Here is a 21,768-nt window from a genome sequence, read left to right as displayed (position 1 = left end):
CTTCGATTAAACTAAAGCCGCGAGAATGAAATAAGCTCTTGCGTGTAAGGATGTTGAGGATTAGAGAAGAGTTGCTGCGTCTCCCCCTGCTCTACCACTTCCCCCTGCTTCATTACGATAGTGTAATGACATAACGATTTGACGACATGAAGATCGTGACTAATAAAAAGATACGTTAATCCATACTTTTGTTGTAGCAATTTTAATAAATCCAATACTTGTGCTTGAATTGTCCTATCTAATGATGATGTGGGTTCATCAAGCAAAATAAATTCAGGTTTTAATACCAAAGCCCGAGCGATGGCAATTCTCTGTCTTTGCCCACCTGAAAACTCATTGGGATAACGATGGCGAGTATTAGGGTCAAGTTCTACCTCTCGCATTGATTCGCAGATCAATCTATCGAGCGTTTCTTCATCATAATTGCAATGTACTTTCAGACCTTCACCAATAATTTGCGCCACTGACATCCTTGGGTTGAGTGCAGAAAATGGGTCTTGAAACACCACTTGCATTTTACTTCGATAAGGCAGCATCTCCTTGCGATCTATACCCTGTAATTCGTTACCTTGATAGCGAATCGATCCTTCGGAACTGACCAACTTCAAAATTGCCATACCAGTGGTTGATTTACCTGAACCACTCTCACCAACAATTCCGAGCGAATAGCCTTTTTTTAAATCAAATTTCATATTGGTTACTGCTTTTATATATGAAACCGTTCGTTTAAATAACCCGCCTTTGATAGGAAACCACACTTTCAGCTGATCTAATGTGAGCAGTGATGTACTATTGTCGCTCACCTCAACAGGAAAGCCCCGTGGATCTGAATCAATTAATTTCTTAGTATAAGGATGCTTTGGCGCTGAAAATAACGTTTTACACTCGTTCTGCTCAACAAGTTGCCCATTTTGCATCACTGCAACGCGATCAGCGATTCGTCGCACAATACTTAAATCATGAGTGATAAATAGCATTGCCATCCCAAGTTCTTGCTGAAGGTTTTTTAGCAGATCTAGCACTTGTGCTTGAACCGAAACATCCAACGCTGTTGTTGGTTCATCGGCAATCAGCAGCTCTGGTTCATTAATCAAAGCCATCGCAATCATAACGCGCTGTCGCTCACCGCCAGAAAGCTCATGTGGATAAGCGTTTATCTTGAGTTCTGGGTAACGAATGCCGACTTTTTCTAGCCATTGGATGGCCATCGCTTCAGCCTTCGATTTTCTCAAACCACGGTGAATTTCTACAATTTCGACCAGCTGTTTTCCTATTTTATGCAATGGGTTCAACGACACCATTGGCTCTTGGAAAATCATCCCTATACGTCCACCACGGATCGCTCTTAATTGCCGTTCACTACAGGTTAAAGTATCCGCACCATCGAAGAGAATTTGGCCATCTAAATAGTGCGCGGATCCCTTGGGCAATAGTTTAAGAATGGCATTCGCTGTGACAGATTTCCCTGACCCACTCTCTCCCACCAATGCTAAGGTTTCACCTTTTTTGACCGATAGTGAAACATGGTGCGTCACTGCTTCTATCTGCTCTTTACGTCCAAAGCCAACCGATAGATTTTGAATGGATAGTACGGTTTGGGTCATCATCCAATCCTATTCTGATGTGGGTCAAAGGCATCGCGTACCGCTTCACCAATAAACACTAATAAAGTCAGCATCAATGAAAGTACAACAAACGCAGAGATACCAAGCCAAGGAGCTTGTAAGTTTGCTTTGCCTTGAGCAAGCAACTCGCCTAACGATGGCGAGCCAACCGGTAAACCAAAGCCTAAGAAATCTAACGATGTTAACGTCGTCACAGAGCCAGAGAGAATAAAAGGCATCATGGTTAATGAAGCAACCATTGCGTTAGGAAGCATGTGACGTAGCATAATGCGCCTATCACTGACGCCCATCGCTTGTGCTGCACGAACGTAATCAAAATTCCGACAGCGTAAAAATTCTGCTCTTACCACACCGACCAAGCTCATCCAACTGAATAACACCATGATACTCAATAACCACCAAAAATTGGGTTCTACAAAACTTGATAAGATAATCAAAAGAAACAGTGTTGGCATTCCGGACCACACTTCAATAAAACGTTGGCCAAGTAAATCAAGCCAACCACCGTAATACCCTTGTGTTGCTCCGACAACAACGCCAATCACAGAAGATACAATGGTCAGCACAAAACCAAACAATACCGATATACGAAACCCATAAATAATCCGCGCTAACACATCGCGTCCTTTGTCATCCGTGCCGAGCCAGTTCTCAGCATCAGGAGGCGACGGTACTGAACTGGTGATATTGAAATTTATGGTATCGTAACTAAATCGAACTAATGGCCAGATAATGAAACCTTTTCCCTCTATCAGTTCTGTCACATACGGGTCAGTGTAATCAGCCTCTGTTGCAAATTCGCCACCAAATTGGATCTCAGAATATTGGTTAAAAGTGGGGAAATACCACTGCTGCTCGTACTCAATAAACAATGGTTTATCATTGGCAATAAACTCAGCAAATAAGCTAATGATAAATAATAAGCTAAATAACCACAGCGAATAAAAACCACGGCGATTTGATTTAAAACGTTGCCAACGCATAGCGTTGAGTGGGTTAGCGGCTTTTTGCTTTAACATCATCAGCGCGCCTCAAAATCAATTCTCGGATCGACCCATATATAGGTTAAGTCGGAGATGATACTCAAAATAAGTCCTAATAACGTCATGATATATAAAGAACTAAAGACAACAGGATAGTCACGTTGAATGGTTGATTCAAAACCCAACAAACCAATACCTTCGAGAGAAAACATCACCTCGATAAGCATGGAGCCAGTGAAAAAAATGCTGATAAATGCACTCGGAAAACCTGCAATAATAATCAGCATTGCATTGCGAAACACATGCTTATAAAGGATGCGATTTTCATCAAGCCCCTTAGCTCTTGCTGTCACCACATATTGTTTATTGATTTCATCAAGGAATGAATTTTTAGTTAGCATGCTTAAAGTCGCAAAACCACCAATCACCATGGCAAAGATTGGTAAGGCTAAATGCCAAAAGTAATCAGCGATTTGTTGATACCACGTTAAGTCTGAAAAGTTATTTGAGACTAACCCACGCAGTGGAAACCAACTAAAATAATTACCACTCGCAAATAAGATGATCAATATTATCGCGAACAGAAACCCTGGAATCGCGTAGCCCACAATGACAACAGCACTTGACCAAATATCAAACCTTGAACCGTGATGAATCGCTTTTACTATGCCTAATGGTATTGAAATAAGGTAAATGATTAAAGTGCTCCACAAACCTAACGATATGGAAACGGGCAAACGTTCGACAATTAAGTCAATAACGTTGCCACCTTTAAACAAGCTCTCACCAAAATTAAAAGTGATGTAATTCTTAAGCATTTCAACGTAGCGTACATGTAAGGGCTTATCAAAACCAAACTGCTTTTTAATCGCTTCCACCACTTCAGGATCAAGCCCACGTGAACCTTTATAACCGACTTCAGAATCACCAGAAATTGGAGTATCCACCTCTTTGCCGCCGCCAGTAAAGCGTTCCATGATACCGTCGCTGTGACCTTCCATTTGCGCGATTGCTTGCTCTACAGGACCACCAGGCGCAATTTGAATAATAAAGAAATTGATGGTGATGATGGCCCACAGCGTGGGAATAACCAGTAACAATCGGCGGAAAATATACGCTGCCATGACAACCTCTTAACGACGTTTTTCTGGTAGTCGCTGCTCTTTTTGCTCAGAGACCCACCAAGTATCAATACCGATGTCATACTTCGGCATAAGCTGTGGTCGTTCAAATTTGTCCCATGTAGCTACGCGGTACTGGCTTAAATACCATTGCGGAATTATGTAAAAATTCCACTGCAATACGCGATCCAATGCTCGACCTAATGTCAGTAGTTTCTCTGGGGCTTCTTGATTTTCAGCAATTTCTTCGGTGAGTTTATCGACCACAGGGTCCATCACTCCAGCACGATTATAAGTAGAATCAATATATTGAGAGTTCCAAATAATCATCAGGTTCGGGCTAGGATATGGGTTTGCCGAATAAGCAGAAGACAACATGTCAAAATCACGATCACGCAACCGCTTGAGGTATTGCGTGGTATCTACGGTGCGAATTTTCATTTCAATACCCATCAGCTTTAAGTTTTTCTGCACCGGTATTGCTATACGCTCTGTCGTTGGACTGTAAATCAACAATTCAAAACTAAAAGGCTGACCGGTTGTGGTGTTAGTCATGACCTTATCTTTTAGCTCCCAACCCGCTTCTTTTAACAATTTGAACGCTGTACGTAATTGTGCACGGATTCGCCCTGTCCCATCGGTTACGGGGGGGTGAAATTCTTGGGTAAATACACGGGGTGGAATGTTATCTTTAAATGCAGCAAGTACTTCAAGCTCTTGCTCAGTTGGCAGCCCTTTCGCTTCATAATCGGTATTTTGGAAGTAACTGCGAGTACGAGTGTATTGATCATAAAACATATTTTTATTCATCCACTCAAAGTCCATCGCGTAGTTAAGTGCTTCACGAACTTTAGGATCTTTAAACACGTCTCGTTGAATATTGAATACAAAACCTTGGGTCGAAGCTGGACTGTCGTGGGCAATTTCCTCTTTCTTGATATATCCTTTATCAAAATTTACACCCACGTACGAATTGGCCCAAAATTTCGCAGAGTTCTCTTGGCGTAAATCGAACTCTCCAGCCTTAAACGCCTCTAGCATGACGGTATCATCGCGATAATAGTCATACTGAACTTGTTTGAAGTTATTACGGCCAATATTGACTGGTAATTTTGCCGCCCAGTAGTCTTCAACTAAGCCATAAGTCACAGTTTGCCCGGACTGGTAATTCACCACTTTGTAGGCACCGCTTCCAAGCGGTGGTTCATTTAGTGGCTCAGCTAGATTTTTATCTTGCCAATAATGCTTTGGCAGAACTTGAGTTGACTGCGCTAAGCTAAACAATTTTTCGCGATTCGGTTCTGACATTTCAATGCGAACCGTCAACGGTTTTATCGCTTTCACCGACTTGACTTGTTTATAAAACAAACGGTACTGCGGTACACCTTCTGCCATAAATTTATTAAACGTGAATTCCACATCTTCGGCAGTAATGGCATGGCCATCATGAAACCTAGCTTTCGGGTTAATATCTAACTCTAACCAACTATAGTCATCGGAATAACGGACGTTAGAGGCAATAAGAGGATAATAGGTGTTAATCTCATCACTGGGTGAAAACATCAAGGAGTCATAGAGCTCGCCGCTACCAGCCGCTGGCGCTCCGCGTGATGCAAAGCGGTTGAAATTATCATAAGTGCCAATTTGCCCATAAGTCACTTTTCCATATTTCGGAGCGTTAGGATTAACATAATCGAAATGAGAAAAATCAGCAGGATATTTTGCTTGCCCAAAGCCAGCCAAGGTGGTCGTTTCAATGACTTTAGCGGCCGACACTCCACTTAAAAGTGTGAGTGCTATGCCCAATACCATCGGTTTGATTTTTCCCATACTAGAATCCCTCTACTTATTAAACTATGACTTTCCATTAGTTTAAATTATCAATAATTCAGTCACTTGGATAAGTATAGAGAAAAATCAAATTAACGAAAGCCCGAAACGCTTTGCTAAGGCAAGTTGCGAGGTCTAAAGCATCTCTTGAACGATGAGATGCAGAAATTTCCTCTTGTATCGCTTAGAAACAATATAAACAAACTCTATAAAAAGAACTTGATAGTGTTTCTGAACTTCATCAATATCAATGCCTATCCAATTTATTTCAATTTTTGATTAAATACATCCCCCTAGGATTTATATGTCGAACCTCGATAACACAAAAGCTTTAGCTGTATCGGATCAAGAAATTGATCGCTTAGATGAAATGCTGAAAACTATTGATTCAGATATTTCGATCGCTATGTCATACGTCAGACGAGCACAAGGATTAACTTTCAAGACGCTAGATAAACGTTTTTCCGGCATCAATAGTGGAACCTTGAAAAGATATATGCAGCAAAGTTACCATTCTATGCGACCTATTCATATTGTGGCCGCCTATTCATGGGTCACAATGGTTCCAATGACTGCATTTTATTATGGCTTCAAACTCAAAGAATTTTACCGTGGAATGGATGACAATGCTGTAGAAGCACTGGTCTGTATTGGGCGTCTACCAACAGAACAATTCAATACTTTTCTGAACATGGTTTGCTATACATTAAGTGAAGAATCACGACGAGAATTCCTCACGTTCAGGGCTGCTATTGAATCAGAGTATGGTGTGATAGAAAACTACAGTAGCTTATTTCCGCCAGCAGTATTAGATATCAATGAATTTGCAATTGATTACTATCATTCAGTTGCAATAACAGTAAAGAGGTTCAGAGAAGAAAACGACATTTCAATTGATACAATATCAAGAGTTCTAGGATTATCAAGATATCAATATGAGGTGTTAGAAAAACCCAATAAAATCATACACTTTCCTGTTTCCATTGGCTTTAGGGTTAAACTTGGTTTTAAGCTCAATACTCATGTCAACTTTACCAGTGAGATGAGGCAATTCCCTGAATTTCACAAACTCAGACAAGTACAACATATTCGAGACTTACTGATAGTCGAGGCTCTAAGAAAGCTAAAATCAAATGAACGGCAATCCATGACTCAAATTTTGACTAGTTTATCAGATATATATAAGTAAAATGTGATATGAAACTTTTCAGTGTAAATGGTCAACTTAAAATGCACAGAGTTTTAAGTTGACCGAATTGGCTATAAGTTTAAAAATAATGTCTGTTAACTAGACAAGTTTTTTAAGGTTTTTTCGATAGCAACAGATGAAGCTGCCTGTGCAATCAAGATTGAAGATAATCTGTCCGGATGTTCTAAATGAATAAAATGGTCTGCGTTTTTAATAATTAAAAAATTGCAATTAATTAATTTTCGTGAAAATTCAAATGCAACTTCCTTAGTTACATATGGATCAAGTTCTCCTACACATATAGTACAAGGGATATTTATATCTTCAACATTTGATGGTTTATGAACTAATAACCTAATGGAGTTTTCAAAAAACACATCAACTCTGTCAGGTGTCATTTTAGATATACTTCTCTCTGTTGCTCTTTGTATGGCCTTATTTTTCGGAATTTCTGGATTATCAACAGATAAAGAACGAGTAAAAACTTTAGCAAATACTTCTGGCCCCTGCATTGCTGCAGCAATCATTTGCTTTGTGGCATAACGACCGGATTTAGGTATACCAGGGACACCGCCGCAAATTGACAGACTGGTAACATACGGCCAGATATTACAAAGCTCGACAGAAATAGCGGTCGCATAAGAAAAAGCGATGATGTGCGCTTTTTTGAGATCCATATACTGGATCAAATCTAACAGCATTAAAGTTTGTTCTCTAATACTGATTGTTGAGTCCAATGGCTTGGTGCGACCAGTACCCGGAACTTCAACAGTTAAACAGTTTATCTCTTGAGAAAATGCTCGAGAAAACGAGTCAACAGATTCGATATCCTGCAAAGCTCCGAGTAAAAAAATGACATACTGTTCCGACTGATTCTTCTTATATAAAGAAAATCTAAATTGATTGTCATTTAAGATAATTTGATTGATTTCCATTGATTTCTCCTTTGATAAATTTGGAGAGCTCAATATAAATCATTCATAAAAAAGGGAGGCTAAGTAACGCTGTTGCTGTGACCTCATGAATACTGATATCAATGTTGGCAGGCTTAATAATAATGAAACAAGACAACTTATCCCACTACCTCGACGACGCAGACCAATCCGTTAAAAACTTTATTGCTTCTCTACTGGATGCGTTTAGCAATCAAATCAAAAAAGAAGATGCTCCACTCGTTCAGCTTGAATATTTTGGGGCGCGAATGGAAGTACGATTACTCGCTTTCGAAGGAGTGTACGACCCATCCAAAGATAACCCGCAATGCACGAAGTTATCTAAAAAGTTGAACCTCATTTTCAAAAGTTAGATCATAAATAGCATCAAAATTATGAGGCTCTTTTTTTCAATAAAAGAGCCCCTATCCTAAAACTTGACATTTTTGCACTCACAACATTTTAAAACATTGTTTAACCACTTCCCCCTAATTATACAGCTTGGTGTTAGTGTTCTATGTCTATCGGTAATTTAAAAGATGGTTCTACTAAATCTTGGATCTGCGAATGCTATCCAAATGAGCGAAGTGATAAGCGTGTTCGCAAGAAATTCACTACCAAGGGAGAAGCTAAAGTCTTTGAATTCTTTGCCGCCAAAGAATGGCGACAAAGTGGTAGCAGAGGATGCTATCTAGCGTTTTTAAAGACATTAAAACGTTTTTAACCTACAGCAGCTCTTTTGCAATCAAATGCAGCAGAAACGTTTCTCGCTCAATGCTCATACCCTTTTTCGGGCTTTCTGCCATGGTCTTCTCATTGTGAGCAATAGCATCGTGAATATTAATCCAAACCGGCTTCATACCATTTTTCTGCTCATAGTCTTCGTAATTGGTTTTGCCTAATTGGCGATTAATTTTGCAGGTGTAGCAATAAGAGAGCATATGCACGACATCGGCATTATCTTTAAACCAAGGGCGAAACTCTTCAAACAGGCCAAATGGTTTAATTGAATGAATATTTTGAGCGCCAGTTTCTTCTTGGAGTTCGCGAACCATAGCCGCGATAATATCTTCACCTTCATCCACACCACCACCTGGAATGGTGTAGTCATGGTAGCGTTCAGTGTAAAGCATCAATATATCTTCACCATCTAAGACTATTGCTCTTGCCGCATTTCGTTGGAAAATAATTTTGTTATCAAGGTGCTCAATATCAGCATGAATTAGGGTGTTAAGGTGTCTCATAGCATTTAGTCATTTTGAATTTTGCTAAAGACTAACATACCAGATACGCAAAAGCCCTGACTGGCAGGGCCTGTTAAGCGCTTTACTGTACGAATAGTAAAAACTAACCATCTGTAGTTATCTGTTTGATTAGCTCTTTTTCAACTTGCTCGGCTTGCTCTATCGCAATTTGACACGTTCCCGCCGCTTGATGCCCACCTCCACCATATTTAAGCATCAGTGCGCCAATATTAGTTTTTGAGCTGCGATCAAAAATCGACTTGCCAGTTGCAAACACAATATTCTGCTTTTGGAATCCCCACATTTTATGGATCGAGATATTACACTGTGGGAACAACGCATAAATGATGAAACGGTTCCCCGCATAGATCGTCTCTTCCGCAGTGAGATCTAGAAATACCAAGTTAGCGTAAACTTTGGCACACCTTTGGATTTGTTGTTTGAACAACGTTTCATGCTCACGGTACAAAGCAATACGTTCTTGTACATCCGGCAAGGCAAGTATGTCGTCGATAGAATGACTTGCGCAATATTCAATCAAATCCATCATCAAATTGTAGTTTGAGATACGGAACTCACGAAAACGCCCTAACCCTGTTCTGGCATCCATTAAGAAGTTCAGCAAATTCCATCCAGTCGAATCTAATACTTCATCACGGCTAAATTGGGCTGAGTCACCTTTATCAACAGCAATGAGCATTTCCTGCCACTCTTGGGGGAAAGTGTTATTACCATCATAATATTCCCATACAACATGAGCCGCAGAAGGAGCGTGTGGGTCGATAATGTGATTAGGACGTTCACCTTCGTTGCGGATCGTTTCTGACAAATGGTGATCAAAAATCAAATGAGCATTGGCAACATAAGGTAGGTTGGTAACAATATCACGATCGGTTGTTTCCACTTTGCCATCTTGCATATCTTTGGGGTGTACAAATAAAATATCATCAATAAGATCAAGCCGTTTTAACAAAACGGCACACACTAAACCATCAAAATCACTGCGTGTCACCAATCGAAATTTACTTTGTTCTTGCTGCGTTTCAGACATAGTTCGTTTCCTTACAAAAGCGCTATTCTCTATTCACCACTAGCCCACCTTCATTGGCATTTCTAAGACAAGTGGATGAGTAATGAGACTAAATTCATGCTTTCCTATCAGCTATACGCTTTAATTCTAGACGACATCGATCTTTTGACAAACTTAACACAATGGTTTTTAAAAAGTTATTCTACAATATCACTACGCCACTCATTGAATATACTCGAGGTCAAATCATGAAAAAAAGCGGTTTATTTTTAGGTGCCATTATTGCTTCTATTGCGCTGATGGGTTGTTCTTCCAACAACTCCGAGCAATATAAAGTAAAAAAATACACGTCAATTTCTAACCCAGCAGCAGTATATTGTGTGCAGCAAAACGGTATGCTGGAAACCGTGACTGAGAATGGTATGCGTGTCACTTATTGTGTATTGTCAGAAGGCAACAAAGTAGAACAGTGGCAATACTATCGCGATCACCATCAAGATAAAGCAAACCAGTAATCTGCACTACGGCCAGCGTATGCTGGCCGTAGTGCAGATTACTGTATCTCGTATTTCTAGGTTAAACTGTTTTTAGAGATGAAAAGATTGAATAACATAAGATGATGCGCACAACGTCTTTCGAAGTAGAATCAAGCTGAAACCGCAGTCAGTAAATCGTTGGGGCTTTTCCAAGAATAAACCCACTCTTTTATGTCATTTCCGCAGGGTGAATGCCATAAACGCTCGCTTTTAGGCTGACTTTCAAGGTAATCATAAAAATCAATGGCTTGCTTATTATCAGCCATCACTTCCAAATAGACACCGCTGTCAGGAAAGTAGTGATTAATCCAAGATACCATCTCTTGAATGAGCTTACGACCGATACCTCGACCTCGGTAGTTTTCGTCAATATGAAGGGATTCAATAATGCTCCCTTTTTCAAAATCATGATTACCAAAAGCGCATATAAAACCACACAATAACCCGCCCTCTTCAATCAATAATACGTGTTGATTAAATGGTGGGTTGATAAGGCGTGTTTGCCAGATCAATAAACGGTCTTCGAGTACATCATTGTCGAGGTATTCTTTGCCCAAAATACCTTGGTAGTGGGTGCGCCAACTCTGTGCATGAAGCTGTGCAATTCGTTCATAATCGCAATATTCAGCTACTTTAATTTCCATATCCTAGTCCTTATTACTTCCTGTAAGGATTATTGTCGCCTTTTATACTATTCGCTTCAAAGGAAAAAGCAAAACATACTGTTCACATTTTACATAAAGATTAGCTAAACTTATTTGACTTACATGTGTGCGCTGATATTCTAGCGAACACATGTAAGCCCAAGGACTTTTTTGTTATGGAATCAAATTCAAAACCACCACTGATATGGTTAAATATTTTTGTGTTTAGCTCGAGCTTTTTGTTGGCTGCTATCGCTGCGCCTTTATATGGATGGCAATTTGGCTATGGTCTCGAGCATTGGTTGTGGTTGGTCGTTTGTTTCTCATTTTGTAATCTTTCCATCACCGCTGGTTACCACCGACTTTGGTCTCATAAAGCCTATGAAGCACACTGGTCTTTGCGGATATTGTTTGCTTTAGGTGGTGCATTTGCACTACAAAATAGTGCACTACATTGGTCTTCTGATCATCGTGTACACCATAAGCATGTCGACAATAATGATAGAGACCCTTATTCAGCAAAACGGGGATTTTGGTTTTCACATATTGGCTGGATGCTACGTGATTATCATAATGACAGCTATGCCGATTACAGCAATTGCCGCGATTTGCAGAAAGATAAAATCGTGATGTGGCAACATAAGCACTACGTTCTCTTAGCCATCATTATGAACTTTGGCGTACCTATTGCCTTAGGGCTGATTTATAACGACGTGATTGGTATGATTCTGGTGGTCGGCGCACTACGCCTGGTTCTTAACCACCACACCACATTTTTTATCAATTCGTTGGCCCACATTTGGGGAACTCAACCGTACACCGATAAAAACACTGCGAAAGACAATGGAATTTTAGCGTTTTTCACTTTCGGAGAAGGCTACCACAACTACCACCATATTTTTGAAAATGACTACCGGAATGGTATTTATTGGTGGCAGTATGATCCGACAAAGTGGTTGATTAAAGTTTGTGCTTGGTTTGGGTTAGCTCGTAAATTGCGCGTTTCTCCTCAATTTAAAGTAGAAAAAGCGAAAGCCTTAATGGCGCTCAAAAATACACAAAAGAAAATCGAGGCACTACCTAACCATCAGCATGTAATGGCGAATATTCAACGTGAATTTGACTCCCTTACTCAGCAATTGCATGAGTACTACGAGTTAAAAAAACAGATCTTAGAAAGTAAAAAACATAATATGGTACGCAAATATGAGCATTCGTTGCTTAAGCTACGTTACCTACAAGTAAAACAGCAATTAGAGCAACAAAGAGCCAATTGGCAGCTTATCGTTCGTCAGTACTCTTAAATTCTATCATGATATTTTAGTGTAACAGGGGCAGCCCTGTTGCACTGACTTTTGTCATCTTTTCCATAAATGACAACACACGAGATATAACCTTACTATTGATATCATCAATAGTTTTAACATCTAAATCCATAACACTATCCCAGAATTTTAAACCAAGCTTCTAAGTGATATTTTTCTTGTTTTAGATCATCTAATGTTCAAGTTACTCTCGTGCTACAACACTCTTTTCTGTAAATTCCTTGTCATAAATTGATACACATTGTTGAACATTTTCATAATTTCAGGAGAGTTAAATGCTGGAGCTTCTCATTGGCTTAGTGGTAACGGTTGCCGTTGGTTACTTCATTGTAAAAGGATACAAACCTGCGGGCGTATTATTGACCGCAGGTATCTTACTGCTTTTATTAACAGGATTATTGGGCTATAAAATTTTGCCTGCCAAAATTGCTTCTACTGGCAACATGGTGACCGACTCGCTTGAGTACGTGAAATATATGCTGCAATACCGTGGGGGTGGCCTAGGTATGCAAATCATGCTGTTGTGTGGTTTTGCGTCGTATATGACTCACATTGGTGCCAATAATGTCGTTGTAAAACAATTTTCTAAGCCTCTTTCAGTGATCAAATCTCCATACGTATTACTTGTTGCGGCTTATATTGTAGCGTGTCTAATGTCATTGGCTGTCAGTTCTGCAACGGGTCTTGGCGTGTTATTAATGGCGACGTTATTCCCAATGATGACCGCAATGGGTATTTCACGCCCGGCAGCAGTTGCCGTTTGTGCGTCGCCTGCAGCGATCATCCTTTCTCCTACTTCTGGCGACGTTGTTATTGCGGCTGAAAAATCAGGCTTACCGTTACACGTATTTGCCGTAGAAACCGTTTTACCTGTATCGATTTGTGCCATCATCGTCATGGCTGCGGCAGCGTTTTTCTGGAATAAATACCTAGATAAGAAAGACAATACACCAATGGAAAAAATTGATGTGTCAGCTATCGAGGTCAATGCCCCAGCCTATTATGCTGCACTACCTTTTCTACCCATTATCGGTGTGTTCTTGTTTAACGGCGAGACTATTGAAGGATTAAGCCTCGATATTTACACCATTGTGGTCGGCTCTATCTTCCTCGGTGCACTGATTGATTTCGTGACTAAACGTTTTAATGGTAAAGAAACCCTGCAAGATCTTGAATCATGTTACGAAGGCATGGCTGAAGCCTTTAAAGGTGTAGTAATGCTGTTAGTCGCAGCTGGTGTATTTGCACAAGGTCTGATGTCTATTGGCGCGATTGATAATCTACTTCATCTTGCTGAATCTGCCGGTGCTGGCGGTGTTGCGCTAATGCTCATTTTAACTGGTTTGACTGTCGCTGCCGCTATTGCAACCGGTTCAGGTAACGCACCATTCTATGCGTTTGTAGAACTTGCGCCTTCTTTAGCTGCTAAATTAGGCATCAACCCAGCGTTTCTGATTATCCCAATGCTTCAAGCTTCAAACCTAGGCCGTACTATTTCACCAGTTTCTGGGGTGGTAGTAGCAACAGCTGGCATGGGGCATATCAGCCCATTTGAAGTGGTAAAACGTACTTCTGTGCCAGTGTTATTAGGCTTGATTACCGTTATTATCGGTACGGTAATACTTGTACCAATGACGGCATAGCACCGCCACCAAAAACTAAGGGCGTTCAATTGAACGCCCTTTTTATAACTGTTTAATTGCTATTGATTATCGCCAAAATACTCTAGATAAAGTATCGTTGCAGCAGTTCTCGAAGGTACTTTCAGCTTTTTCAGCAAACTTTTCATGTGGACTTTTACTGTTGACTCTGAAATAAACAAACGATCCGCGATTTGTTTATTGCGATACCCTTTTGCCACTTCTTTTAATATCTGCATTTCTCGGCTTGTTAAGGCATCAAACACATTTTCATGATCATCACGTTCACTTAAGTAGCGACTTACAAATTGCGAGTACGCCTTTTCACCGCGCGCTGCATCTCTCAATAACTCAATCAGTTCGTCAGGCTCAGTATCTTTTAAAAGATAACCATCAGCGCCTTGTTTAACGATCGCTTCAATATCTGACGCATTATCTGAAACCGTTAGAATGACAATAATGGCATTAGATTCATCGGCTCGCAGAGCTTTGAGCGTGTCTAACCCTGACATGCCCTTCATATTCAAATCGAGCAAAATTAAGTCTGGCTCAGTTTCATGAGCCAATGCTATCGCATCCATACCATTACTAGCTTCAGCTACGATTGCAAAATCATCTTCAAAACTCAGTAGCTGGTTTATACCGCGCCTCATCAAAGGATGATCATCCACCAGCATTACTCTACATGTCGTCACAATGTGTTTCCTTTGAATTCTTAAATTTTAATACAACCTCACATCCCGAACTTGGTGAAGCTATGACCGATAAATCACCATGCAATCGAGCTGCTCTTTCTTGCATAATCGTTAAACCATAGTGATTCAACTTAGCATCATGTTTATCAAAACCGACACCATCATCCTTAATCATAACTACCACATCCTCATCGGATTGATCGCAAAAGATAGTAATTGAATTGGCACTGGCATGTTTAATGGCATTCATCGTTGCTTCGCGGATTAACTGCAATAAATGCACCTGTTGATGTGCGTCTAATCCCATTGAAGATAAGTTATTACTCAGCACTATCTGCGCTGTAGTTTGTGAACCAAGCTGTTCCAGCATCTCTTTTAAAGCCTGACCAAAATTACCTTCGCGTATGGTTAATCTGAACGTGGTTAATAACTCACGCAGTTGGGTATAAGCCCCCGACAAACCTTGGTCGATATCAACAATGATTTGTTTAGTGCTGGCTTCATCTCTGTGTTGATTCTGTCGACCGATGACTCGTTTTAACAAGGATACTTGTATTTTTAGATACGATAGTGACTGAGCTAAAGAATCATGCAGTTCGCGAGCAATCGTGGCACGTTCTTCCATTAAAATCAGTTGCTCGGCTTGCTTTTGAGTTTGATTGTAATAAATAGCCCGCGACAAAATTTGTACGAAGTTATCAATCAATGTTTTATTCGGACAAGGCAAACCGTATTGGATATATAAGTTACCGAGTTGTTTTCCACCAAGGGCCAATAGCAATGGTGACTCACTGCTGCACTCTCCTTGAGACAACACAGTGCTTTTCCCCTCTTCATCATGCACCTCCAACCGAGCAGAAACCACACCTTCCAAACTGACTATGTGTCTTAAAATTGCCTGAAAATTATCTTGGCTAATACGCGATGCTGTTAATTCTTGTGAAGAATTATATAGCACTTGAAGCGACTGGTTTGCATTTTCTAACTTATGAGTTTTTTCGTTAACCGCCTGCTCAAGCCCTCGATATAACTGCCCAAGATCTTTTGCCATTCGGTTAAAAGTACGCGTTAAAATCCCCATCTCATTGTGGCTAGTCACATTCAGTTCAACATCAAAAGAGCGGTTTTGAATCTGTTCACTGGCAGTGACCAATGACCTTAGCGGAACCACCACTTCTTTGCGAATAAAGTGAACGACAAACAGTGATATCCCCAAAACACCACCTAAGCCAATGCCGCCAACCCAAGCAAGTTTAATCAGTTTTTGTTCAGAGAAATGCTGCAACTTGAAAACGAAACCATCAACCTGAGCCACAAATTGAGCGACTTCATCAAGATATTGCGCTTTGTTTTCGCTATTTAAGACCTTTTTTAACTGATGCCAGCGAATGATTAACTGATAGTAATCTTGAGTGATCTCTTTAGGGACAGGCCAACGCTGCAACGCTTTCATCGAAGATGAATACAAAGATTGCTCAAATAAATAAATGTGCGAAGGATAATCTGCCGAGTTACTGTGAATATCATGCGCTAATCGATAGCTTTGCATGCGCATTGACCCCGCCACATTCACCGCTTCCGCATCATTTAGCGACGAGGCCAAAGTAATAATTGCATAACCGGTGATCGCAACCGATAGCAACAAGATCAACGACATTGCTTTAGCAATCGTACTTGTAACCGATTTTCCCGTATTTTGTATCAAAAAATGACTCCCAGTTCATGGCTATAAATATTGTATCCGATTTATACGCAAGCCGTGAAAACCATCCAATATGTGATCACTCGCGTCAGAATTTGTTGATCTAAAACAACATACCCCGCCAATTACCCCCTTGTAGGTATTTATACAAATATGACAAAAACTACAATTTATATATAGATAAATGAAAATTTGTTAAGCACAAGCTAAGCTTTTGTTACTGGTCGTTACATTAAATTCAGGGTGTATAACTTTGGTCGATTTATCAAAAAGACGTTTCTTTGCAAGGCATCATGTTGACGACAATATCGTCCGCCTGCCTTGGATTGCAAAACCAAATGCATTCACTGATGACTGTACCCGCTGCGGACGCTGCTTGGCGGCTTGTGAAACTCGTATTATCACACATGGTGATGGAGGGTTTCCCACGGTTGATTTCCGTATTGATGAATGCACTTTTTGCTATCAATGTGCCGATACCTGTCCTGAGCCTATTTTCAAACCAAGAACAGAAACACCTTGGTTAGCTAAAGCCGCAATAAGCCAAGCTTGCTTAGCAGAACAAAATGTCGAATGTCGCAGTTGTAGCGAAACCTGTGAATTAATGGCGATAAGCTTCAAATTGCAAATTGGCAAGGTCGCACAACCCATTATAAACATCGATGACTGCAATGGATGTGGAGCCTGTGTTTCTCTCTGCCCTACCGCTGCCATCAGTGTAAACCATATTAATAATAATGAGAGATAAGTATGTCGCTCAACGAAGTGCACATTTCAAGCTTAGTCGTTCATGTTGTCCCCGAACACTTAGCCGCTATAAAAGCGCAAATCGAATCGTTTGATAACGCTGAAATTTATGGTGAAAGTCCAGAAGGAAAAATGGTCGTGGTGTTGGAAACCGAAAACCAAGGTTTTGTCACTGACACAATTGATGCGATTGGCAATTTACCGCACGTTCTCAGTACCGTTTTGGTGTATCACCAAATTGAGACGGATCTAGACGAAATGAATACTGACAATGGAAAACAACATTCCCAAATTGAGGGTGAAGTATGAAAATGACAAGACGTGCGTTTGTGAAAGCAAACGCGGCCGCATCGGCTGCTGCCGTTGCAGGAATTAGCTTACCTGCCTCTGCAACTAACCTGATTGCCAGTACAGACCAAACCAAAATTACTTGGGATAAAGCTCCTTGTCGTTTCTGCGGTACAGGTTGCTCGGTGTTGGTCGGTACTCAAAACGGTAAAGTAGTTGCCACGCAAGGTGACCCAGAAGCACCAGTAAACAAAGGGTTGAATTGTATAAAGGGCTATTTCCTTTCAAAAATCATGTATGGGAAAGATCGCCTTGAACAGCCACTACTACGCATGAAAGATGGTCAATACCACAAAGATGGCGACTTCACTCCCGTTTCATGGGATCAAGCTTTCGATGTAATGGCTGATAAATGGAAACAGGCACTGAAAGATAAAGGGCCAACCAGCGTTGGTATGTTTGGCTCTGGTCAATGGACCGTTATGGAAGGTTACGCTGCCGTTAAACTGATGAAAGCCGGTTTTCGTTCCAACAATATCGACCCGAACGCACGTCACTGTATGGCATCGGCCGTTGTCGGTTTTATGCGTAGCTTCGGTATTGATGAACCAATGGGCTGTTATGACGACTTCGAACATGCTGACGCATTCGTGCTTTGGGGTTCAAACATGGCAGAAATGCACCCTGTGCTTTGGACTCGTATCACTGACCGCCGTTTAAGTCACCCACATGTTAAAGTCAACGTTCTATCGACTTACTACCATCGTTCTTTCGAATTGGCTGATAACGGTTACATTTTCCACCCTCAATCTGACCTTGCTATTGCCAATTTTATTGCCAACTACATCATTCAAAACGATGCGGTAAACTGGGATTTCGTCAATAAGCACACCAACTTCAAGCAAGCGACTACCGACATCGGTTATGGTCTGCGTGATGAACATCCACTGCAAAAAGCAGCAAAAAATGCTAACTCTGGCGATATGACGACCATCAATTTTGAAGAGTACAAAGCTTCTGTTGCCCCTTATACCGTCGAAAAAGCATCAGAATTATCTGGCGTTGCACCAGATAAGTTGATTGCACTCGCCAAACAATATGCAGATCCAAACATTAAAGTTATGTCGCTGTGGACCATGGGTATGAATCAGCACACCCGCGGTGTTTGGATGAATAGCCTTGTGTACAATATCCACTTATTAACGGGCAAAATCGCGACTCCAGGCAACAGTCCATTCTCGTTAACGGGTCAACCTTCAGCTTGCGGTACTGCGCGTGAAGTGGGTACCTTTGCTCACCGCCTGCCTGCTGACATGGTGGTCGCCAACCCAAAACACCGTGCTATTGCTGAAAAAACATGGAAACTACCGGAAGGCACCATTCCACCAAAGCCAGGCTTCCATGCTGTACTGCAAGATCGCATGTTGAAAGATGGCAAGCTCAACGCTTATTGGGTCCAATGTAACAACAACATGCAAGCTGGCCCAAACATCAACGAAGAACGTTTGCCAGGTTATCGTAACCCAGAAAACTTTATTGTCGTTTCTGACCCGTATCCAACAGCAACCGCGCAAGCAGCTGACCTTATTCTTCCAACTGCAATGTGGATAGAAAAAGAAGGCGCTTACGGTAATGCTGAGCGTCGTACTCAAGCTTGGTATCAACAAGTGGGCACGGTCGGTGAAGCTAAATCTGACTCATGGCAAGTGATGGAGTTCTCTAAACGCTTCAAAGTAGAAGAAGTGTGGCCAGAAGAACTGCTCGCCAAAGCGCCAGAATACCGTGGTAAAACTCTGTTTGAAATACTATTCAAAAATGGACAAGTTGACCAATTCCCAATTGAAGAAGCTCGTGAATTGAATGACGATGCTCATCACTTTGGTTTCTACGTACAAAAAGGGCTATTTGAAGAATACGCTAGCTTTGGACGTGGTCACGGTCACGATTTAGCACCTTACGATACCTATCACAAAGTGCGTGGACTACGCTGGCCTGTGGTTGATGGTAAAGAAACACTATGGCGCTTTAAAGAAGGCTCGGATCCTTACGCGAAGAAAGGCTCTGACTGGGATTTCTATGGTAAACCTGACGGTAAAGCGTGGATCATTTCAGCCCCTTACGAAGCACCACCAGAAACGCCTGATGCTGAATTCGACTTGTGGTTATGTACCGGTCGTGTACTGGAACATTGGCACACTGGCACCATGACGCGTCGTGTACCTGAGCTGTATAAAGCCGTACCAGATGCATTGTGTTATCTCCATCCTGAAGATGCAAAATCACGAGGTCTTCGCCGTGGTGATGAAGTACTGATTTCAAACAAACGCGGTGAGGTTCGAGTACGAGTTGAAACTCGTGGTCGTAACCGCCCACCTCAAGGCTTAGTATTTGTACCGTTCTTTGATGCTCGCATTCTTATTAACAAGCTGATCTTAGACGCGACGGATCCACTATCGAAGCAAACTGACTTCAAAAAGTGTCCAGTTAAGATCACCAAAGTGGCATAAGCCCGTTAACGAATGTATCGGCTGCCACAGCGCAGCCGCTCAAAGAATGAGCCATTAGGCGGAGAATTTTAAGATGAAAAAACTACTAATCGCGCTTTTATCTGTCAGTGCATTACTTGTTGGGGTAGCTCAAGCTCAGCTTGAAAACCCTGGCGGCACTGGTGGGCTTGAATCTTTACGAGGCGCAACACAACTGGAAGATACTCGCCCTGCGGACGATTTTAAACACTACCCTCGTGACCATGCGTTAGAGAGTGAATACGTGTACCAGCCACCACTCATTCCGCACAATATTCGCGGCTATGAAGTGTCATTAAATGCTAATAAATGTCTCTCTTGCCATAGCTGGAAAAACGCAAAAGAGATGGGAGCGACAAAAATCAGCGTCACTCACTATGTGAACCGTGATGATGCCGTATTAGCGGACGTGTCACCGCGCCGTTACTTCTGTTTGCAGTGCCACGTTCCCCAAGCCGATGCAAAACCATTGGTTGAGAACGAATTTAAACCTGTTGATTCGCTACGCTAATCATAGCCATAAATACAGCATAAGAGGCTATATATGAAATTACTGAAAGCGTTTTGGAAGCGACTAACAAGCCCGAGCAAGGCTGCCGTTGGCATTGTCTTGTTTATGGGCTTTGCGGGCGGGCTTCTATTCTGGGGAGCATTCAACACTGGTATGGAAGCCACCAACACTGAAGAGTTTTGCTCAGGTTGCCACGCTCCTATCGTCGCTGAAATCCAAGAAACAATACACTATTCAAACCGTTCAGGTGTAAGAGCTATCTGCTCTGATTGCCACGTACCGCATGAATGGACAGACAAAATTGTACGTAAAGTACAAGCTTCAAAAGAACTGTTTGCTCATTACGTATTAGGAACAATTAGCACACCAGAAAAATTCCAAGCACGTCGCGCTCATTTAGCGGAACGAGAGTGGTCGCGCTTGAAAAGTAATGACTCGCTTGAATGTCGTAACTGCCATGAGTTTGAGTTCATGGACTTCTCTGAACAGGGTCCACGTAGTGTTGAGCAACACTCGACAGCACTTGCTTCTGGTGAAAAAACGTGTGTAGATTGCCACAAAGGCATCGCTCATAAACTACCAGACATGCAAGGTGTTGAAGGCTGGCAATAGAAGGATTAACCCATGAGTACATTAGAATCGGTTATTTGGCATATCCTAGGTTACAGCGCTATGCCCGTTATTATCTTCAGCGGTTTTGCAGTTGTTGCCGCTTTTTCGATATGGTTACTATCACTAGGTAAAGACAAATAGCGATCAAAGAAAGAGATTATAATATTAAGCCACCGACTTTCGGTGGCTTTTTTATTCAGGTTGCGCAATCCATAGTTTGCAAAAATCACTGTAACCCGTTTTACGCACTTGTATCCCCTGAACTTGTTGAGTACGAGTTATCTCATCTTTCCCCCAAAATAGAGGAACATAGTGATGAGAAAGGTACAAATCTCTTTCAATTCCAAGTAACGCATTCAGTGGTTCGGCTGAGCACAGCGCTTGATCAATGCGTACCGAGTGCTGCTTGAAATCTTGATGTGAGAATAGAAAACGTAAGCCAGAGCTAGTTAATAACCATTCATATATACCCGTGATCATTGAAGATGCTTGATTTTCAATAGAATCAGGATCATGCTACAAACCATGAAAATCACACTGACTCCTCAACAGAAACTGCAACTCGAACAGATGCACGACATTGAGCGTG

The 21,768-nt window shown here is 41.4% G+C and carries 22 protein-coding genes and 1 pseudogene; 12 read left to right on the top strand and 11 right to left on the bottom strand.

Annotation, left to right across the window (positions count from 1 at the left end):
- Positions 1-11: 11 nt before the first annotated feature.
- From EYW48_RS17910 to EYW48_RS17895, 4 genes are read right to left on the bottom strand one after another with little or no spacing between them, the layout of a single operon-like run.
- The gene (locus EYW48_RS17910; protein ID WP_274671808.1) at positions 12-1,607 is read right to left on the bottom strand and encodes an ABC transporter ATP-binding protein; all 1,596 of its coding nucleotides are present in this window, start codon (positions 1,605-1,607) and stop codon (positions 12-14) included.
- Positions 1,604-2,647, bottom strand: coding sequence for an ABC transporter permease (locus tag EYW48_RS17905; RefSeq protein ID WP_261918677.1), 1,044 nt, complete (start codon positions 2,645-2,647; stop codon positions 1,604-1,606). Before EYW48_RS17905 ends, EYW48_RS17910 begins: the two co-directional genes overlap by 4 nt.
- Positions 2,647-3,732: a microcin C ABC transporter permease YejB gene (locus EYW48_RS17900; RefSeq protein WP_274678850.1), complete on the bottom strand. Its 1,086-nt coding sequence runs from the start codon at positions 3,730-3,732 to the stop codon at positions 2,647-2,649. The genes EYW48_RS17905 and EYW48_RS17900 overlap by 1 nt, the downstream gene beginning before the upstream one ends.
- A gap of 9 nt (positions 3,733-3,741) precedes the next feature.
- A complete protein-coding gene (locus EYW48_RS17895) occupies positions 3,742-5,541 on the bottom strand; it encodes an extracellular solute-binding protein (RefSeq protein WP_261916331.1) in 1,800 nt (599 codons plus the stop codon).
- A gap of 322 nt (positions 5,542-5,863) precedes the next feature.
- On the opposite strand from EYW48_RS17895, the gene EYW48_RS17890 reads away from it, so the two are divergent.
- Positions 5,864-6,748: a hypothetical protein gene (locus tag EYW48_RS17890; protein WP_277432771.1), complete on the top strand. Its 885-nt coding sequence runs from the start codon at positions 5,864-5,866 to the stop codon at positions 6,746-6,748.
- 95 nt (positions 6,749-6,843) lie between these two features.
- Here EYW48_RS17890 and EYW48_RS17885 read toward each other — a convergent pair whose 3' ends face one another.
- Positions 6,844-7,683 (bottom strand): alpha/beta hydrolase, encoded by an 840-nt coding sequence (locus EYW48_RS17885; protein ID WP_277432770.1) that lies wholly within the window; start codon positions 7,681-7,683, stop codon positions 6,844-6,846.
- A 122-nt stretch (positions 7,684-7,805) separates the two neighbouring features.
- On the opposite strand from EYW48_RS17885, the gene EYW48_RS17880 reads away from it, so the two are divergent.
- Together EYW48_RS17880 and EYW48_RS17875 are read left to right on the top strand one after the other, a co-directional pair.
- Entirely contained in the window at positions 7,806-8,054 is a 249-nt protein-coding gene (locus tag EYW48_RS17880; RefSeq protein WP_277432769.1) for a hypothetical protein, read from the top strand.
- Positions 8,055-8,197: 143 nt separating this feature from the next.
- A pseudogene (locus EYW48_RS17875) lies at positions 8,198-8,323 on the top strand (site-specific integrase); the annotation flags it as partial.
- Positions 8,324-8,405: 82 nt separating this feature from the next.
- Here the strand turns inward: EYW48_RS17875 and EYW48_RS17870 are convergent.
- Together EYW48_RS17870 and EYW48_RS17865 are read right to left on the bottom strand one after the other, a co-directional pair.
- The gene (locus EYW48_RS17870) at positions 8,406-8,924 is read right to left on the bottom strand and encodes an NUDIX hydrolase (protein WP_168787038.1); all 519 of its coding nucleotides are present in this window, start codon (positions 8,922-8,924) and stop codon (positions 8,406-8,408) included.
- A 103-nt stretch (positions 8,925-9,027) separates the two neighbouring features.
- Positions 9,028-9,975, bottom strand: coding sequence for an exopolyphosphatase (locus EYW48_RS17865; protein ID WP_171981274.1), 948 nt, complete (start codon positions 9,973-9,975; stop codon positions 9,028-9,030).
- A 227-nt stretch (positions 9,976-10,202) separates the two neighbouring features.
- On the opposite strand from EYW48_RS17865, the gene EYW48_RS17860 reads away from it, so the two are divergent.
- Positions 10,203-10,469 (top strand): DUF333 domain-containing protein, encoded by a 267-nt coding sequence (locus EYW48_RS17860; RefSeq protein ID WP_053310696.1) that lies wholly within the window; start codon positions 10,203-10,205, stop codon positions 10,467-10,469.
- A gap of 131 nt (positions 10,470-10,600) precedes the next feature.
- On the opposite strand, the gene EYW48_RS17855 is transcribed toward EYW48_RS17860, so the two are convergent.
- Positions 10,601-11,134 carry a GNAT family N-acetyltransferase gene (locus EYW48_RS17855; protein ID WP_053310669.1) on the bottom strand — a complete coding sequence of 178 codons (534 nt, stop codon included), beginning with the start codon at positions 11,132-11,134 and terminating at the stop codon, positions 10,601-10,603.
- Between the two features lie 176 nt (positions 11,135-11,310).
- Here EYW48_RS17855 and EYW48_RS17850 point away from each other — a divergent pair, with 176 nt between their 5' ends.
- Entirely contained in the window at positions 11,311-12,438 is a 1,128-nt protein-coding gene (locus EYW48_RS17850; RefSeq protein ID WP_171981275.1) for a fatty acid desaturase, read from the top strand.
- 296 nt (positions 12,439-12,734) lie between these two features.
- Complete coding sequence (gene dcuC, locus EYW48_RS17845) at positions 12,735-14,102, top strand: anaerobic C4-dicarboxylate transporter DcuC (protein ID WP_053310667.1); 1,368 nt, start codon at positions 12,735-12,737, stop codon at positions 14,100-14,102.
- Between the two features lie 59 nt (positions 14,103-14,161).
- Here the strand turns inward: dcuC and EYW48_RS17840 are convergent, their stop codons facing one another.
- Positions 14,162-14,794 carry a response regulator gene (locus EYW48_RS17840; protein WP_171981276.1) on the bottom strand — a complete coding sequence of 211 codons (633 nt, stop codon included), beginning with the start codon at positions 14,792-14,794 and terminating at the stop codon, positions 14,162-14,164.
- Positions 14,781-16,499, bottom strand: a complete 1,719-nt coding sequence (gene narQ / locus EYW48_RS17835) for a nitrate/nitrite two-component system sensor histidine kinase NarQ (protein WP_176246915.1) — start codon at positions 16,497-16,499, stop codon at positions 14,781-14,783. Before narQ ends, EYW48_RS17840 begins: the two co-directional genes overlap by 14 nt.
- A 250-nt stretch (positions 16,500-16,749) precedes the next feature.
- Here narQ and napF point away from each other — a divergent pair, with 250 nt between their 5' ends.
- The 6 genes from napF to EYW48_RS17805 all read left to right on the top strand — a co-directional run bounded on the left by napF (position 16,750) and on the right by EYW48_RS17805 (position 21,320).
- Positions 16,750-17,244 carry a ferredoxin-type protein NapF gene (gene napF / locus EYW48_RS17830; protein ID WP_053310664.1) on the top strand — a complete coding sequence of 165 codons (495 nt, stop codon included), beginning with the start codon at positions 16,750-16,752 and terminating at the stop codon, positions 17,242-17,244.
- 2 nt (positions 17,245-17,246) lie between these two features.
- Positions 17,247-17,552 (top strand): chaperone NapD, encoded by a 306-nt coding sequence (locus tag EYW48_RS17825; protein WP_168524595.1) that lies wholly within the window; start codon positions 17,247-17,249, stop codon positions 17,550-17,552.
- On the top strand, positions 17,549-20,038 hold the full coding sequence (gene napA / locus EYW48_RS17820) for a periplasmic nitrate reductase subunit alpha (protein WP_176246913.1): 2,490 nt from the start codon (positions 17,549-17,551) through the stop codon (positions 20,036-20,038). Before EYW48_RS17825 ends, napA begins: the two co-directional genes overlap by 4 nt.
- Positions 20,039-20,111: 73 nt before the next feature.
- Entirely contained in the window at positions 20,112-20,567 is a 456-nt protein-coding gene (locus tag EYW48_RS17815; protein ID WP_053310661.1) for a nitrate reductase cytochrome c-type subunit, read from the top strand.
- A gap of 33 nt (positions 20,568-20,600) precedes the next feature.
- On the top strand, positions 20,601-21,179 hold the full coding sequence (locus EYW48_RS17810) for a NapC/NirT family cytochrome c (RefSeq protein ID WP_053310660.1): 579 nt from the start codon (positions 20,601-20,603) through the stop codon (positions 21,177-21,179).
- Positions 21,180-21,191: 12 nt separating this feature from the next.
- Positions 21,192-21,320 (top strand): TIGR02808 family protein, encoded by a 129-nt coding sequence (locus EYW48_RS17805; protein ID WP_071233051.1) that lies wholly within the window; start codon positions 21,192-21,194, stop codon positions 21,318-21,320.
- A gap of 51 nt (positions 21,321-21,371) precedes the next feature.
- Here the strand turns inward: EYW48_RS17805 and EYW48_RS17800 are convergent, their stop codons facing one another.
- On the bottom strand, positions 21,372-21,659 hold the full coding sequence (locus tag EYW48_RS17800) for a hypothetical protein (RefSeq protein ID WP_277432768.1): 288 nt from the start codon (positions 21,657-21,659) through the stop codon (positions 21,372-21,374).
- Positions 21,660-21,768: the final 109 nt, after the last annotated feature.

Origin of the sequence: Vibrio sp. 1180_3 (genome assembly GCF_029478545.1) — a bacterium.
GTDB classification, from domain to species: Bacteria; Pseudomonadota; Gammaproteobacteria; order Enterobacterales; family Vibrionaceae; genus Vibrio; species Vibrio aestuarianus.
This window is presented reverse-complemented; position numbering and strand designations above follow the sequence as displayed.

Coding starts and splice junctions, on each gene's coding strand:
- EYW48_RS17910 (WP_274671808.1), bottom strand. CDS start 1,607: ATGATGACCCAAACCGTACTATCCATTCAAAATCTATCGGTTGGCTTT.
- EYW48_RS17905 (WP_261918677.1), bottom strand. CDS start 2,647: ATGATGTTAAAGCAAAAAGCCGCTAACCCACTCAACGCTATGCGTTGG.
- EYW48_RS17900 (WP_274678850.1), bottom strand. CDS start 3,732: ATGGCAGCGTATATTTTCCGCCGATTGTTACTGGTTATTCCCACGCTG.
- EYW48_RS17895 (WP_261916331.1), bottom strand. CDS start 5,541: ATGGTATTGGGCATAGCACTCACACTTTTAAGTGGAGTGTCGGCCGCT.
- EYW48_RS17890 (WP_277432771.1), top strand. CDS start 5,864: ATGTCGAACCTCGATAACACAAAAGCTTTAGCTGTATCGGATCAAGAA.
- EYW48_RS17885 (WP_277432770.1), bottom strand. CDS start 7,683: ATGGAAATCAATCAAATTATCTTAAATGACAATCAATTTAGATTTTCT.
- EYW48_RS17880 (WP_277432769.1), top strand. CDS start 7,806: ATGAAACAAGACAACTTATCCCACTACCTCGACGACGCAGACCAATCC.
- EYW48_RS17870 (WP_168787038.1), bottom strand. CDS start 8,924: ATGAGACACCTTAACACCCTAATTCATGCTGATATTGAGCACCTTGAT.
- EYW48_RS17865 (WP_171981274.1), bottom strand. CDS start 9,975: ATGTCTGAAACGCAGCAAGAACAAAGTAAATTTCGATTGGTGACACGC.
- EYW48_RS17860 (WP_053310696.1), top strand. CDS start 10,203: ATGAAAAAAAGCGGTTTATTTTTAGGTGCCATTATTGCTTCTATTGCG.
- EYW48_RS17855 (WP_053310669.1), bottom strand. CDS start 11,134: ATGGAAATTAAAGTAGCTGAATATTGCGATTATGAACGAATTGCACAG.
- EYW48_RS17850 (WP_171981275.1), top strand. CDS start 11,311: ATGGAATCAAATTCAAAACCACCACTGATATGGTTAAATATTTTTGTG.
- dcuC (WP_053310667.1), top strand. CDS start 12,735: ATGCTGGAGCTTCTCATTGGCTTAGTGGTAACGGTTGCCGTTGGTTAC.
- EYW48_RS17825 (WP_168524595.1), top strand. CDS start 17,247: ATGTCGCTCAACGAAGTGCACATTTCAAGCTTAGTCGTTCATGTTGTC.
- napA (WP_176246913.1), top strand. CDS start 17,549: ATGAAAATGACAAGACGTGCGTTTGTGAAAGCAAACGCGGCCGCATCG.
- EYW48_RS17815 (WP_053310661.1), top strand. CDS start 20,112: ATGAAAAAACTACTAATCGCGCTTTTATCTGTCAGTGCATTACTTGTT.
- EYW48_RS17810 (WP_053310660.1), top strand. CDS start 20,601: ATGAAATTACTGAAAGCGTTTTGGAAGCGACTAACAAGCCCGAGCAAG.
- EYW48_RS17805 (WP_071233051.1), top strand. CDS start 21,192: ATGAGTACATTAGAATCGGTTATTTGGCATATCCTAGGTTACAGCGCT.
- EYW48_RS17800 (WP_277432768.1), bottom strand. CDS start 21,659: ATGATCACGGGTATATATGAATGGTTATTAACTAGCTCTGGCTTACGT.